At 34.8% G+C, this 14,615-nt stretch carries 15 protein-coding genes; 14 read left to right on the top strand and 1 reads right to left on the bottom strand.

Going from position 1 to position 14,615, the window contains the following annotated elements; all coding sequences use genetic code 11:
• Positions 1-235: 235 nt before the first annotated feature.
• The 9 genes from CP366_RS04755 (at position 236) to cas2e (ending at position 10,183) form a co-directional block, all read left to right on the top strand.
• Positions 236-508 carry a hypothetical protein gene (locus CP366_RS04755; protein ID WP_199161207.1) on the top strand — a complete coding sequence of 91 codons (273 nt, stop codon included), beginning with the start codon at positions 236-238 and terminating at the stop codon, positions 506-508.
• 55 nt (positions 509-563) lie between these two features.
• Positions 564-3,314, top strand: coding sequence for a CRISPR-associated helicase/endonuclease Cas3 (locus CP366_RS04760; protein ID WP_089148068.1), 2,751 nt, complete (start codon positions 564-566; stop codon positions 3,312-3,314).
• 195 nt (positions 3,315-3,509) lie between these two features.
• Positions 3,510-5,213 (top strand): type I-E CRISPR-associated protein Cse1/CasA, encoded by a 1,704-nt coding sequence (locus CP366_RS04765; protein ID WP_089148069.1) that lies wholly within the window; start codon positions 3,510-3,512, stop codon positions 5,211-5,213.
• 10 nt (positions 5,214-5,223) lie between these two features.
• Positions 5,224-5,829 carry a type I-E CRISPR-associated protein Cse2/CasB gene (gene casB / locus CP366_RS04770; protein ID WP_060462363.1) on the top strand — a complete coding sequence of 202 codons (606 nt, stop codon included), beginning with the start codon at positions 5,224-5,226 and terminating at the stop codon, positions 5,827-5,829.
• Between the two features lie 27 nt (positions 5,830-5,856).
• The gene (cas7e, locus tag CP366_RS04775) at positions 5,857-6,966 is read left to right on the top strand and encodes a type I-E CRISPR-associated protein Cas7/Cse4/CasC (RefSeq protein ID WP_013086436.1); all 1,110 of its coding nucleotides are present in this window, start codon (positions 5,857-5,859) and stop codon (positions 6,964-6,966) included.
• A complete protein-coding gene (gene cas5e / locus CP366_RS04780; RefSeq protein WP_065990608.1) occupies positions 6,947-7,672 on the top strand; it encodes a type I-E CRISPR-associated protein Cas5/CasD in 726 nt (241 codons plus the stop codon). Before cas7e ends, cas5e begins: the two co-directional genes overlap by 20 nt.
• Positions 7,673-7,681: 9 nt before the next feature.
• Positions 7,682-8,338: a type I-E CRISPR-associated protein Cas6/Cse3/CasE gene (gene cas6e / locus CP366_RS04785; RefSeq protein WP_013086434.1), complete on the top strand. Its 657-nt coding sequence runs from the start codon at positions 7,682-7,684 to the stop codon at positions 8,336-8,338.
• Positions 8,339-8,342: 4 nt separating this feature from the next.
• Positions 8,343-9,290 (top strand): type I-E CRISPR-associated endonuclease Cas1e, encoded by a 948-nt coding sequence (gene cas1e, locus CP366_RS04790; RefSeq protein ID WP_089143286.1) that lies wholly within the window; start codon positions 8,343-8,345, stop codon positions 9,288-9,290.
• Positions 9,287-10,183 carry a type I-E CRISPR-associated endoribonuclease Cas2e gene (gene cas2e / locus CP366_RS04795; protein ID WP_089148070.1) on the top strand — a complete coding sequence of 299 codons (897 nt, stop codon included), beginning with the start codon at positions 9,287-9,289 and terminating at the stop codon, positions 10,181-10,183. The genes cas1e and cas2e overlap by 4 nt, the downstream gene beginning before the upstream one ends.
• 77 nt (positions 10,184-10,260) lie before the next feature.
• On the opposite strand, the gene CP366_RS04800 is transcribed toward cas2e, so the two are convergent.
• On the bottom strand, positions 10,261-11,097 hold the full coding sequence (locus CP366_RS04800; protein ID WP_005719759.1) for a pyruvate, water dikinase regulatory protein: 837 nt from the start codon (positions 11,095-11,097) through the stop codon (positions 10,261-10,263).
• 227 nt (positions 11,098-11,324) lie between these two features.
• Between CP366_RS04800 and rpsU the strand changes: the two genes are divergently transcribed.
• The 5 genes from rpsU (at position 11,325) to era (ending at position 14,519) form a co-directional block, all read left to right on the top strand.
• The gene (gene rpsU, locus CP366_RS04805; RefSeq protein ID WP_002880182.1) at positions 11,325-11,501 is read left to right on the top strand and encodes a 30S ribosomal protein S21; all 177 of its coding nucleotides are present in this window, start codon (positions 11,325-11,327) and stop codon (positions 11,499-11,501) included.
• 160 nt (positions 11,502-11,661) lie between these two features.
• Positions 11,662-12,105: a GatB/YqeY domain-containing protein gene (locus tag CP366_RS04810; RefSeq protein WP_013086431.1), complete on the top strand. Its 444-nt coding sequence runs from the start codon at positions 11,662-11,664 to the stop codon at positions 12,103-12,105.
• A gap of 25 nt (positions 12,106-12,130) precedes the next feature.
• Positions 12,131-13,090 carry a PhoH family protein gene (locus tag CP366_RS04815; protein ID WP_005723097.1) on the top strand — a complete coding sequence of 320 codons (960 nt, stop codon included), beginning with the start codon at positions 12,131-12,133 and terminating at the stop codon, positions 13,088-13,090.
• Between the two features lie 2 nt (positions 13,091-13,092).
• On the top strand, positions 13,093-13,617 hold the full coding sequence (gene ybeY / locus CP366_RS04820; protein ID WP_089148071.1) for an rRNA maturation RNase YbeY: 525 nt from the start codon (positions 13,093-13,095) through the stop codon (positions 13,615-13,617).
• Complete coding sequence (era, locus tag CP366_RS04825; protein ID WP_005719725.1) at positions 13,617-14,519, top strand: GTPase Era; 903 nt, start codon at positions 13,617-13,619, stop codon at positions 14,517-14,519. The genes ybeY and era overlap by 1 nt, the downstream gene beginning before the upstream one ends.
• Positions 14,520-14,615: the final 96 nt, after the last annotated feature.

The following is a 14,615-nucleotide window of genomic DNA, read 5'->3' on the forward strand; positions in this document are numbered from 1 at the left end:
CAATTAATTGTGATTAAGGGCGACGGCTCTTTGTCAAATTAATCCTTAGAAAGCAGCAACAAACAGCACTGTCTCAGTGTTTGAGGCAATATGTGATTGGGATGAGTCGGACAACACATGTGGAGGTGATTAAAAAAGTGATAACTGTGTTCTGATATTCATTGGTATGAAGTAAACAAGTATACGAATTCCAATATGTATGAATTAAAGATTGTAAATTATACGAGAGAAAAGAATGATGAAATTAAAATATATAGGTGAAACTTTAGGGGTAACTGGCTTAACAAATGGCAAAATCTATGAATGTATAGCTGAAGAAGGACCTTTTTATAGAGTCATTGATGACAGTGATGAAGATTATTTATATTCCCAAAACAATCCAGCATCACTTGATGGTTCATCTAAGGGCGGAAAATGGGAAGATTTTAGCATTTGGTATTATGACAAATATGATCAAGTAATAAAAGACATCGATTATTCTATGTATATAAATGGAAATAGGCTGTAAAATAAAAAGTAATTATAAATATTAAATTAAGCAGATAATATAAATTGAGGAAAACATGACAAATTTATCAAATACGACCTTGTCTTTATGGGGTAAAAAGAATATTAGTGAAGATAGCGAAGAAGTATGGTTACCCTTAATTGCTCACTTAATTGACACAAAAAATGTTATTGGATGGTTATATAATCATTGGCTTAATGACGGCCAAAGACGCATTTTGAGTCAGGGATTTGAAAACTCAAATGAAGTTCAGAATCTTGTTGAATTTATTGGATACATTCATGATATTGGTAAGGCTACGCCTGCTTTTCAAATTAAGCAATCGTTTATCCATAATGAAGATTTAGACCAGGATCTGTTAGAGAGATTATTACAAAATGGATTTGATAATTTAGAAGAATTAAAGGCAAATATGGATACTAGACACTGGCTCCACGCTCTGGCTGGTGAAGTGATCTTAGAAAATAGTGGGCTAAATGAAAGTATTGGCGCTATAGTTGGCGGGCATCATGGTAAACCACAAAATAAGTATTTTGACTATGAAGATCAACTGATGGATGATACTTCTAAATATTATCAATCAGATTCTTGGGCCGAAAATCCAACTAGAGAAAAATGGGAAAATGTACAAAAAGAGATCATCAATTATGGTTTAGATTTGTGTAATTTTAAAAATTTAGAAGATATACCTACAGTTACTGACTCACAAGCAGTAATTTTAGAAGGCCTAGTCATTATGGCCGACTGGTTGGCATCTAGTGAATATACAATTAAAGATGGTAAGCGTGTTAGCATGTTTCCATTAATCTCGATGGATCAAGGTTTTAGCGATATTGATATGACATCAAGATATCAACAAGGAATTTTAAATTGGCTTAAAACAGATTCCTGGACGCCTCAATTGATAGTCGATACTAAAGAGCAATATCAAAAACGCTGGAATTTTGATCCAAGACAAGTTCAGGAACAAATGTCTCAAGCAATCGGAGATAGTGTGGATCCTAGCATGATTATCGTTGAAGCCCCGATGGGTATTGGTAAAACTGAAATAGCTCTAACCGCTGTTGAGCAATTAGCTGCTAAGACCGGTATCAATGGCCTGTTTTTTGGCTTGCCAACTCAGGCTACTGCAAATGCAATGTTTGATAGAGTAGATAACTGGCTGGGGAATATTGCCAAAGAACAGAGCGAAAATCTTTCTATTAAATTGATGCATGGAAAGGCACAGTTTAATCAAAAATATCACAATATTCCTGATGCTGATGATATTGAAACCGATGAAGGTGCAGTTGTTGTTAATCAGTGGTTTAATGGTAAAAAGTCAATATTAACTGACTTTGTAATTGGAACTATTGATCAATTGCTTTTGATGGGCTTGAAGCAAAAGCATCTGGCCTTAAGACATTTAGGGCTAAGCGGAAAAATAGTTGTAATTGACGAGGTTCATGCTTATGACGTATATATGAGTTCCTATCTTGAAAAGGCAATAGAGTGGTTGGGGGCATATCATGTACCAGTTGTTGCTTTGTCGGCTACGCTTCCAGTTGATAAAAGAAATGAACTTCTTACAGCATATTGTAGAGGAAAATATGGCAGTGAAAAATTTAAAGCTCAAAATACTAATTGGCAAACTTGTCAAGCATATCCCTTGTTAAGTATTTTGGATGGCAAAATTTTAAAACAAAAGTCAGATTTTTCTACTCAAGCTGATGATACTACAGTTAAAGTTACTCGCTTAAGCATTGAAAATTACGATTTAATTGAAAAGATTAATGATCAAATTGAAGATGGCGGTGTCGCAGGTGTCATAGTTAATACGGTAAAGCGAGCACAAGAATTGGCAAAAATTGCTGAAAAAGAGTGCTCTGAAGATACGCAAATTTTGGTGCTTCATTCCGCATTTTTGGCTAATGATCGTAGTAATTTAGAGTCCAAATTGGAAAAGTCAATTGGAAATCACCAAAAACGTCCAAAGAAAATGATAGTAATTGGTACACAAGTACTAGAGCAATCTTTGGATATCGATTTTGATGTTATGTATACGGATATTGCACCAATAGACTTGATTTTACAAAGAGCGGGGCGTTTGCATCGTCATCAAATTAAGCGTCCAGACAAATTAATTGAGCCTCAACTATTCATTATGGGTATTAATTCTAATGGGGACTATGGGGATGCAAATCAAGCAATATATGAGAAATATCTTTTAATTAAGACGGATCATTTCTTAAAAGACAAGATCAAATTACCTAGTGATATTTCTAATTTGGTTCAAAAGGTATATTCAGCGGATACTGATAATGAAGTACAAGATCTTCAGGAAGCGGAAGTTAAGAAATTCAACATTGATCAAGAAAAGGCAGAACAAAAATCGAAAGGGTATCAAATTAGAGCCCCAAGAGTTGAAAAAACTTTACACGGTTGGCTTGATAATGATAGTGACACTGATCTAAATGATGTTAAAGCAGAGGCTGCTGTCAGAGATACGAATGAAACAATCGAGGTTCTTTTGCTAAAAAAAGATGCCGATGGATTTTATTTAATGGATGGGCGAAAAGTGGATGAAGAAGTTCCTGATAGCGTTGTTGCTCAGCAGTTGATTAGGCTGCCCCATGCATTAACGATGGATATAAACCAATCTATACGAAATTTGGAACGAGATACTATTAGTAATTTTCCTGAATGGCAGAACAGTTCCTGGTTAAAGGGCTCGGTAGCTTTAATTCTTGATGCCAATAATGAGACAGAATTTAATGGATATAAAATTAAGTATTCATCTGACTTGGGGTTATCGTACGAAAAATAGTAAACTGTATTAAGTGTATTCCTCACTTAGGTGAGGGTGATCCCATTAATTAATCATTTATTAAAGTAATCCCCATGAAAATGGGCTTGGCGGTTTCATGAACTGAAATCGCTTTTTATTTTATTGTAAATTAAAAGTAAAAGTTTTATTATAAATATTAATTAATCATTTATGAACTGGAAGAGATGGTGATATATGAGTAATGATTTAAGTTTCAATCTGGTTACTGATCCTTGGATTAAAGTCCTGAAAAAGGATTATACCGAAAGTGAAGTCTCTTTAAATGAACTTTTTAGTAATTCTGAAGATTATCTTCAGCTTGCCGGTGATATGAAATCGCAGGACTTAGCGATTCTCAGATTATTGTTGGCTATCTTACTGTCAGTTTATACTAGATTCGATGCAGATGATACGCCATACTCATGGCTGGATTTAGATGACAAATGGCGAGTAATTCGGACAGATAATGATGGTAAGGATTTTGATAAACTGGAAAACACTTGGAGAAGTCTATATGATCAAAAAGCTTTTTCAAAAAAATTATTTGATTATCTAAATCTTTATCAGACTAAATTTGATTTATTTGGTGAAGATCCTTTTTATCAAGTTAATCGTCAAGTCTATGACCAAAATGTGCCGGAAAATAAAAAGGTAGCTAAAGGTGCGGGTACAGTATCAGTTAAACAAATTAATCGACTTATTTCTGAAAGCAATAACAGCCCGGCACTGTTTTCACCTAAATCAGGTATTGAAAAAGATAGTGTTAATAATGCGGAATTAGTTCGCTGGTTAATTACTTACCAAAACTTCACAGGTGTTACTGATAAGACCAAAGTTAAGTCAAAGGATAAGTTCTCTGTTTCTCCTGGTTGGTTGTATTCAATTAATCCTGTTTATATTAAAGGTAAAACTTTATTTGACACTTTGATGTTAAATCTAAGCTTAGTTACCAATGATTCTGCAGATGGAACAAACTGGCTAAACTCACAAAGACCAGTGTGGGAATACGATGATATTAATGATTATCTTCAACAAAGATTGAATGGAGTATATCCTGACAATTTATCTGAATTATACACTGTCTGGTCTAGAATGATTCATATTGATTGGCAAAATGGTCAGCCAGTTATATTTAGCGCAGGACTGCCTAAGTTAGATAGTGAAAAACAATTCCTAGAGCCAATGACGACTTGGCGTAAAAATAAAGATGGTGTTGTATATCCAGCTGCCAAGAATAAAAATAATATAAATGTCGCTATGTGGCGTAATTTTGGTCAGTATATAAGGACTAAAGCTAACGAAGATGAAAAAAGAATTCCAGGAATTGTTAGTTGGATTCAGGAATTGAAAAAAGAAAAATACATTTCTAAGCATACTAACATCAATATAGCTACAGTAGCTATGATAAGTGATGGAAATGCTACATCTCAATCACCTTATGCGGAAATCACTGATAATATGCAAGCTAAGGCAGGGGTCCTTTTTGATGATGAGCCTATGCTTGAAAATCGGTGGCAAGATAGAATTGAAAAAGAAGTATTATTAACACAACAAGTTGCAAATTATTTCTATTGGTTTGCAAAAGACATATCGAACATTCAAACCCATAGTGAGAAGAAAAAAAGTAATGATGATTGGGCAAGTCGAAAGGTAGCACAATTTTATGATGAATTGAATCAGCCATTTTATACTTGGCTTTCTGGGCTAGATTTAAGTCAAGACCGTGATGCTAAAACCAAAGAATGGCGTGAAACTTTAAATCGTTTTGTTGCGACGCAAGCTAAAAATATTTTTATCAATGCAACTGCTGATGAAATCATTGGCGGGAAGGAAGACAATATTTTTACAATTTATAATAAACTACGCAGAAACGTCTATGTTTGTCTCGGATTAAAGTAAGGAGAAAAAGATGAGTGATGCTTATACTGCTACGGCACGAATAATTAATCAGCTGTATGGTGATGGAACTCCTGATAAAGGTGCTTTGGCTGAACTTAGAAGGACAACAGCTATCACCGATAAAGGCGCTGAAAAAATCTGGCCTTTAATTTTTTCAGTCGTGCCTAAATTAAGTACAAATGGAAAGCCTACAAAGCTTGAAACAGCAGTTTATACTGCTCTTCACTGTTATGCTGCATTTCAACAAGGGAATGATTCATTTGTCTTTGGTCAAATTCCTAGATCAAAAGATAAGGAAGAATCTGGAGAAAATGGTGTATCTCTTTTTACTGCACTGAGGAAAATGAAAATAAACGACTCTAACGAAAAGAAGGCTTTAGATAGGCGAGTAACAGCTTTATTAGCAACTACAAATATCAGCAGTGCCACCAATTCAATTAATCATCTAGTAAGTATTCTTAAAGGAAAGAAAATGGGTGAAAAGATTGACTTTGCTCAATTGGCGGAAGACTTGTATAACTTTCAGTGGAGTACGAAAAATGCAAGATTCGTTGCCTTGAAGTGGGGAAAAGATTACTACTGGAACGTTTATAAGCTGGCATCAGACAACGATTAGTGAACAAAAAGCAAGGAGAAAATCAAAATGAATAAGAATCTTTATATGGACATTAATGTATTGCAAACTGTACCATCATCAAATATCAATAGAGATGACACTGGTTCACCTAAAACAGCTATTTATGGTGGCGTGACTCGGTCAAGAGTTTCTTCACAAAGCTGGAAGAGAGCAATGCGTTTAGCCTTTAAACAAGACTCAGAAAATGAAGAATGGCTTAAGAGCTATAGAACTTTGAAAACAGCTAGTCTTTTGGCGAATAAGTTACAAGAACTAGATTCAAATTTAAGTGAAGAAGATGCTTTAAAGAAAGTTGAAGAAGTCTTTAAAGTAGCTGGAATCAAATTAAAAAAGGACAAGAAAACGGGCGAAATGTTAACTGGAGCACTACTACTAGTAAGTGAAGGGCAACTCGAAAAGATTGCTAAACTTGCTTTGTCTGTTGATCAAATAGATAAAGATACAGCTAAAGAAATTAAGAAAAATTTGATGGAAGATCAATCTCTAGATTTAGCTTTATTTGGAAGAATGGTGGCAGATAATCCAGAATTGAATGTGGATGCTTCTAGTCAAGTGGCTCATGCAATTTCCACTCATGAAGTTACTCCAGAATTTGATTATTACACTGCAGTTGATGATGCAAATGCGAAAAGCCAAACAGGTTCTGCAATGCTTGGTACGATTGAATATAATTCATCTACTTTATACAGATATGCCAATGTTAACATTCTTGATTTATTGCACAATCTTGGTAATAAAGCTTTGACTATTGAAGGAATTAAGCTCTTTATCAAAGAATTTGTTTTGACAATGCCGACTGGTAAGGAAAATACTTTTGCTAATAAAACACTCCCTCAATACGTTATGATTAATGTTCGTACTGATACACCCGTTAACCTAGTATCTGCATTTGAAACACCAGTTAGATCTGAAGGTGGCTACGTTGATAAATCTATCGATCGATTAGAGGATGAATATAAAAATTCCTTGAAATTTGTAGATAAGCCTGTGTTTAATGTCGAATTGACGAATAGTGAGAATATAGTCGACAATCAGGCTGAAAATATTGATGATTTAATTAATCAAACTGCTGAATTCGTAAAACAGGAGTTAGAAAATGAAGACAGCAACGATTAGATTGACTGCGCCACTTCAGTCTTATGGCAATCCCGCATCTTTTAACCAAAGAACTAGTGATAGTTATCCAACTAAAAGCGCTATTGTAGGTATGATTGCAGCTGCATTGGGCTACGCAAGAGAAGATAATGAAAAAACTTTGGAGCTAAATAATTTATTATTTGCTGTTCGAATTGAGCAATCAGGCAAAATGTTGACAGAGTTTCAAACAGTGGAATACAGAAAGAGTGCAAGCAAGACTGCTCGAAAGTTAACGTATCGTGATTTTATTCAAGATGGAGTTTTCATGGTAGCAATTGGCAGCGATGATGATCAATTGATCGAAAACATCAAAGAAGCACTTGAACATCCAAAATTTCAGCTTTATTTAGGAAGACGGTCTAATCCGCCAGCTGGTCCACTTAAAATTGATATTTTTAATGGAAGAAATCCCTTACAAGTACTAGAAGATTTGCCTTGGCAAGCTTCAGATTGGTATAAGAGGAGCTTTAAGACGTCACAATTTCTAACTAGAATAATTGCTGATGCTAGTTTAGATTCTGAAAGTACCCCCTTAATGAAAAAAGATAAAGTGGGCTCTTTTGATCAAAAAGATAGATATTATCAATATCGTCCTATCGTAATCAAAAAAGCAGTTAAACTTAAAAATTCAGAAAATAATCAGACAGCAGATAATACTAATTGGGATTTTTGGTCATTTGTGTAGGAGGGTAGAATGTATATTTCGAGAGTTGAAATTGATACTAACAACCGACAAAAAATTAGGGATTTGTATCATTTAGGTGCATATCATAATTGGGTTGAGAATTGCTTTCCGAATGAATTAAAGAAAAAAGTAAGATTACGCCATTTATGGAGAATTGATGAATTAAATGGTAAAAAGTATTTACTTGTTTTAAGTGAAGAAAAGCCAAAATTAGATAAGCTTGAAAGATATGGTGTTGCCAATACGGCAGAGACGAAAGACTATGATCATTTTTTAAGTAGTTTAAATCAAGGAAAAAAATATCGCTTTAAACTAACGGCTAATCCTTCATATAGAATTACAGATGCAAAAACCGGTAAATCAAAAGTAGTACCGCATATTACTGTTTTGCAGCAAACTAAGTGGTTATTAGATCGATCAGAAAAATATGGTTTTGATTTAGTTAAATCAGAAGATGACGAAGAAACATATGAAATGAATATTACGTCAAGAGATTGGCCACGATTACGCCGCAAGGGCAATAAAATAGTAAAATTAAGTCGTGTTACTTTTGAAGGCTTATTAGAGATTAAGGATTTGCAACAATTTAAGCAGGCAATGGTAACTGGTATAGGGCGTGAAAAAGCTTTTGGGATGGGACTACTCACTGTAATTCCAATGGAATAATATAATGAAAAATAATTATGGTGCTAAGAAACCAGAACGTCAGGAATTAGGACGAGTTTCGGATAGAATAAGTTTTATATATGTAGAACATGCCAGAATAAATAGACAAGATAGTGCAATTCAAGTAGTTGATTACCGTGGAATTATTAATATTCCGGTTGCTTTAGTAAGTGTGCTTTTACTGGGACCAGGAGTTGATGTTACACATCGTGCGATGGAACTAATGGGAGATTCCAGTTTAGCTGTTGTTTGGGTTGGAGAATGTGGTGTACGTCAATATGCACATGGTAGATCGCTGAATCATTCTTCCAGATTATTAGAAGCACAAGCTAAGTTAGTATCTAATCGAAGAAGTAGATTGGCTACAGCTCGACAGATGTATGAGATGCGCTTCCCAAATGAAGATTTTTCTAATTTAACGATGGAAGAATTGCGTGGTAAAGAAGGTTCTCGAGTTAGGCGGATATATCGTGAACAATCTAAATTAACTGGTGTTAGCTGGAATAAGAGAGAATATAAAGTTGATAATTTTGAGGATGGAACTCCTATCAATAAGGCATTGACAGCAGCACACCAGGCTTTGTATGGCTTAAGTTATAGTGTTATCGTAGCTTTAGGTGCTTCACCAGGTTTAGGATTCATTCATACAGGTCATGACTTAGCCTTTGTTTATGATTTTGCAGATCTATACAAGGCTAAGTATTCAATTCCAATTGCTTTTAAAATGACTGCTAAATATGGAAATCAAGATATTGCCACACATACTCGGATTGCAATGAGAGATGAGTTTAAGAAAGGTAAACTATTGGCTAAAATGGTAAAAGATTTGAAAAGTCTTTTATTAAAAGATAGTACTGCCGATATTGAATCTCCTCAAGTAATAATGAGTTTGTGGGATAATCGTGAAGGCCTACAGAAATTTGGCGTTCAGTATCATGAGGCACAGTCATGATTGTGATTACTTTAAGCAAAACTCCACAATCTTTACGTGGAGACCTAACTAAATGGTGTCAAGAAGTTCAAACGGGCGTTTATGTTGGAAACTTTAGTGCACGTATTCGTGATCTTATATGGCAAAGAATCATATCTAATATTGGACAGGGTGAAGCAACGCTAATATATAGTACTAATAATGAATTAGGCTTCGACTTTAAAACTACGCGTCAAGATAAAATGGTGGCTGATTTTGATGGCATACCGCTGATGGTGCATTTAAATAGTCAAAATAAGTTATCTAGCAAAAAGAAATTAGGGTTTAGTAAAGCAACACAGCATCATAAAGTAAATACTTTTCGATCCCAAGTCCAGGATAAAGCAGATAGTTTAACTTCACTAGCGGTTCTTGATATAGAAACAACAGGACTTAATCTTGAAAAAGATAAGATTATATCAATTGGTGCTATAAAATATCTTGAAAATAATGATTGTGAGAAATTTTATCGATTAATCAAAGTTGATACTGAAGTGCCTGTTAATATAGAAAAAATAACCCAGTTAAATAAGGGAGTATTAGCTAATAAAGGAATCGATATCAAAACTGCTTTGCTAGATTTGAGAAAGTTCTTAGCCGATAGGATTGTTGTTGGTTATAACTTACCATTCGATATTAATTTCTTGAATAGAGATTTCAAAAAGTATTGTCATTATTCGTTATTGAATGAATGTGTTGATTTGCTTTCTGCAGTTAAAAAGAAAAATGTCTTTTTAGATAATTATCATTTGAGTACTGTGCTAGAAAATTACAATATTAAAAATTCAAATCCACATAATTCGTTAGCTGATGCTGTGGCCACAATGGAATTATTGAAAAAGCTAATTAAAAATGATAATTATAAGATAAAATAATCATTACAAAGTGAAAAAACGGTGCTAACCTTAATGGCTAGTACCGTTTTAATTATGCCTATTGAAAGTATCTATTATTACTTAGCGTAATCATCAATGCCCAAGTGCTCCAAAATAAGTGCAGCAGTTTCTTCAATGGAGCGGTGAGCAACGTTAATTACATAGCAACCTAATTTTTTATAAAGTGCTTGTGCTGATTCAAGCTCCTTGTTGATTGAATCCATATTAGAATAAGTAGTATCAGGATTCAAACCATAAGCGATCATTCTTTGACGTCTGATTTCGTTCAATACAGATGGATCGTTAGTCAAGCCAATAATTTTCTTAGGATCAATTTCATAGATTTCTTTTGGAATGTGAGTTTCAGGAACAAGTGGTAAATTAGCTACCTTTAAGTTCTTATTAGCCAAGAACAAAGATAGTGGAGTCTTAGAAGTTCTTGATACCCCAAGTAAAACAACGTCAGCTTCCAAGAAACCTTTTGGATCTTTACCATCATCATACATTACAGCGAATTCCATTGCAGAAATTCTATCAAAGTACTTTTGATTTAAGCTATGCTGTGCACCAATTTTTTGATCTGGTGTCATATGAGTAGTTTGTTGAATTGCTTCAACTACAGGTGAAAAGATGTCAACACATTCAACATTATGCTCACGGGCAAATTTGATAACTGGCATTTGCATTTCATCTTTAACCAAACTATAGATAATTACCAAGTTTGGATATTTTTCAATTTCTGTTAAAACTTCGTCCAACTTCTTTTGGTTAGTGATAAAGGGGTAACGACGATAGTTGATATTGCAGTTAGGAAATTCTGCAGCTGCAGCTGTGGCGTTACTAAAAGCAGTGTCACCAGCCGCATCAGAAATAATAATAATGTTTAATTCATTTTGGTCTTTTGTTTCTACCATATTAAGCTCCTCGTGTATTATTAAATATCTTTCTGAAAATAATTATACTATTAATGAAAGCGGATTAACAATAAAAACTCAGCTCTTTTATTAAGGTAAAGTAGTCGGTTTATTTAACTTAAAAATTTATCAAAAAGTTTTTGAATTGTATTGACCCTAAAGATTAGTTTGGTATAATTTAAGTAAATGTATGGCGTAACGCCAAGAAATGGAAGGAGGGATCACACATGGCTAAGACAATCGTTCACGAAAACGAGTCTATTGATGATGCTCTTCGTCGTTTCAAGCGTTCCGTTTCAAGAAGTGGTACCTTACAAGAATACCGCAAGCGCGAATTCTACGAAAAACCTAGTGTTCGTAGAAAGTTGAAGTCTGAAGCTGCACGTAAGCGTAGACATTATTAATAAACTACTGAGAAAGCTACCTGTTTTTGGGTAGCTTTTCTTTTTGACTTCTTGAAGCATAATTTTGATTATGTTAAGTAAATATTTGTTAGTTTTATTTTAGTTAAGAACATAGTTTGTTATAATACTATTGGGTTTTTAATAGAAAGAAGGATATTAGATGAGTTTGTCAGATCAAATCATGGCTGATATGAAATCAGCTATGAAGAATCACGACAAGACAACTCTTAATACTGTCCGGATGATCAAATCGGCCTTAATGAATGAAAAAATTAAAGCAGGACACGATTTAACTCCAGATGAAGAATTAACTGTTCTTAATCGTGAAAAGAAGCAAAGAGAAGAATCGATTGACGAATTTATTAAGGCTAATCGTGATGATTTAGCTGAAGAAACCAAAAAAGAATTAGCAGTTGTAGAAAAGTACATGCCTAAGCAAATGAATCAGGATGAACTTAGAGCAGCTGTTAAGGAAACAATTGATGAAGTTGGTGCTAAAGGTAAGTCTGACTTTGGTAAGGTAATGAAAGCTTTAATGCCAAAGATTAAGGGACGTGCCGATGGCAAGGCTGCTTCGCAAGCAGTTCGTGATCAGCTAAATTAGTAGTAACAAGAAGGAGCGGGTCTATTTGGCTCAAACAACTTTTACACCTCAAAGACCAGAAAATATTCAAAAACTAGTTGGAGTTAATGATGGAAATTTAAAGCTTCTTTCTGAAGGTTATGATCTTTCTGTGTCAGATGTCGGTAATGAGATTGTCATTGCAGGAGACGATGAAGAGAAGATCAAGAAGGTAGTTGCTGTTCTAAAGGCACTCGATAGTGTTGTGAATACTGGTGTTAACATCGGTGCGCCCGACACAGTAAGTGCGATGAAGATGGCTGACAAGGGTACCACAGAGTACTTTGCAGACCTATATAAAAAGGTTTTGATTAGGGATGCTAAAGGTAGACCTATCAGAGTCAAGAATATGGGACAAAAGCGTTATGTCGAAGCTATTGATAAATCTGATGTTGTCTTTGGAATAGGACCAGCTGGAACGGGGAAAACATTCTTAGCCGTAGTTTGTGCAATTGCCGCCTTTAAGAAGGGAGAAGTTTCTCGAATCATTTTGACTAGGCCAGCTGTTGAAGCTGGTGAATCACTTGGATTTTTACCTGGTGACTTGAAAGAAAAAGTTGATCCATATTTGAGACCAATTTATGACTCCTTGTATGCTATTCTTGGGACTAATACGACTGACCGTTTGATGGAACGAGGCGTAATTGAAGTTGCTCCACTTGCTTATATGCGTGGACGAACTTTAGATGACGCTTTTGTAATTCTTGATGAAGCCCAGAACACTACAGATGCCCAGATGAAGATGTTTTTAACTAGACTTGGATTTAATTCTAAGATGGTCGTAAACGGTGATATGACACAGGTCGATTTACCTGGTCGACAGCATAGCGGGTTAATTGATGCTAGACATATCTTGAAGAATATCGACCAAATTAAATTTATCAACTTTTCTGCTAATGATGTTGTTCGTCACCCTGTAGTTGCGAAAATTATTACTGCTTATGAAAAAGAGGACATTAAACACTAAAAATGGATCCAATTGATATTACTTATAATGATGAAGTTGGCTTTTTAGATGATGAAAAGCGTAACTGGCAAGACTGGATTATGAAACTTTTGCTGCTAGCTAAGAAGGAAATTGGCAAAGATAACAACTTAGAGATGAGTATTAACTTTGTTGACGAAGATCGTAGTCATGGAATTAATTTAAAGTATCGTGACAAAGACCGTCCTACTGATGTAATTTCCTTTGCAATTGAAGATGGTGAGGATTCAATTGATCTTGCAGCATTTGCAGATGATCCAGACTTTCAAGAGGATATCGGTGATCTATTTATGTGTCCTAGTGTGATTAAGCGTCACAGTAAAGAGTATGGTACAGGTTTTGATCGAGAATTTGGATATACAATAGTCCATGGCTTTTTACATTTAAACGGCTACGACCACATTAAGCCGGATGAGGCCAAAGAAATGTTTGGTATTCAAGGAAAAGTGTTAGAAGATTATGGTTTGCCATTGTATCCTGATCAATTAGATGAAGGCAGAGGTAAATAATGGAAGAAAAAGAGTTTAAGTCTGGCTTTGTTGCTTTAGTTGGTCGTCCCAATGTTGGAAAATCAACTTTAATGAACTATTTAGTTGGTCAAAAAGTTGCCATTACGTCTAATAAACCACAAACGACTCGTAATCGCATTTCGGGTATTTATACTTCAGATGAAATGCAAGTTGTTTTTGTAGATACGCCAGGTATTTTTAAGCCTCATTCAAAACTTGACGACTATATGGATAAGGCTAGTGTATCTAGTTTGAATGACGTTGATTTAGTTTTATTCATGGTTGAACCTGAGGAAATGGGTAAGGGCGATCAATACATTGCCAACTTGTTAAAAGAAGTAAAAGTTCCTGTTCTTTTAGTAATTAATAAAGTTGATGAAATTCATCCTAATAAGCTTTTGCCAATTATGGATTCATATCACAAACTTGAGGGCTTTAAAGAAATACTACCGATTTCTGCTACTCAAGGAATTGGGATTGAAGATCTGCTTAAAACGATTAAGGAATATTTGCCAGTAGGCCCACAATATTATGGTGCTGATCAGATCACAGATCGGCCTGAATATTTTGTGGTAGCCGAGTTAATTCGTGAACAAATTCTGCGACTGACTTCACAAGAAGTACCACATGCTACTGCTGTCGCAGTTGATCATATGAATACTCATCAAAATGGCAAGCTCTTGATTGAAGCGACTATCTATGTTGAGAAAGACGGTCAAAAAGGCATTATTATTGGTAAGGGCGGTAAGATGCTCAAGCAGATTGGGATTAATTCACGTCAAGAGATTGAAAGATTGCTTGGTGAAAAGGTCAACTTGCGTCTCTGGGTTAAGGTCCAACATAACTGGCGTTCTGACCCTAACTTTTTAAAGCGAATAGGCTATGACAAAAAAGAACTTTAGTTGAATTACTGTTGTATAAGCGTTGTCGAAAGATGACGTCTTTTTTCTACGTAAAGTCAAGCATAATAAGAAGTTTGGCTTCATTTTTTGTTTAAA

The organism is Lactobacillus sp. UMNPBX15 (assembly GCF_002553785.1).
Classification (GTDB): Bacteria; Bacillota; Bacilli; order Lactobacillales; family Lactobacillaceae; genus Lactobacillus; species Lactobacillus crispatus.

Bases quoted from the DNA above. Each gene is read 5' to 3' on its own strand.
- CP366_RS04800 (WP_005719759.1), bottom strand. From the start codon at position 11,097: ATGGTAGAAACAAAAGACCAAAATGAATTAAACATTATTATTATTTCT.
- cas7e (WP_013086436.1), top strand. From the start codon at position 5,857: ATGAATAAGAATCTTTATATGGACATTAATGTATTGCAAACTGTACCA.
- cas6e (WP_013086434.1), top strand. From the start codon at position 7,682: ATGTATATTTCGAGAGTTGAAATTGATACTAACAACCGACAAAAAATT.
- CP366_RS04765 (WP_089148069.1), top strand. From the start codon at position 3,510: ATGAGTAATGATTTAAGTTTCAATCTGGTTACTGATCCTTGGATTAAA.
- CP366_RS04760 (WP_089148068.1), top strand. From the start codon at position 564: ATGACAAATTTATCAAATACGACCTTGTCTTTATGGGGTAAAAAGAAT.
- cas2e (WP_089148070.1), top strand. From the start codon at position 9,287: ATGATTGTGATTACTTTAAGCAAAACTCCACAATCTTTACGTGGAGAC.
- ybeY (WP_089148071.1), top strand. From the start codon at position 13,093: ATGGATCCAATTGATATTACTTATAATGATGAAGTTGGCTTTTTAGAT.
- rpsU (WP_002880182.1), top strand. From the start codon at position 11,325: ATGGCTAAGACAATCGTTCACGAAAACGAGTCTATTGATGATGCTCTT.
- era (WP_005719725.1), top strand. From the start codon at position 13,617: ATGGAAGAAAAAGAGTTTAAGTCTGGCTTTGTTGCTTTAGTTGGTCGT.
- cas5e (WP_065990608.1), top strand. From the start codon at position 6,947: ATGAAGACAGCAACGATTAGATTGACTGCGCCACTTCAGTCTTATGGC.
- CP366_RS04810 (WP_013086431.1), top strand. From the start codon at position 11,662: ATGAGTTTGTCAGATCAAATCATGGCTGATATGAAATCAGCTATGAAG.
- cas1e (WP_089143286.1), top strand. From the start codon at position 8,343: ATGAAAAATAATTATGGTGCTAAGAAACCAGAACGTCAGGAATTAGGA.
- casB (WP_060462363.1), top strand. From the start codon at position 5,224: ATGAGTGATGCTTATACTGCTACGGCACGAATAATTAATCAGCTGTAT.
- CP366_RS04755 (WP_199161207.1), top strand. From the start codon at position 236: ATGATGAAATTAAAATATATAGGTGAAACTTTAGGGGTAACTGGCTTA.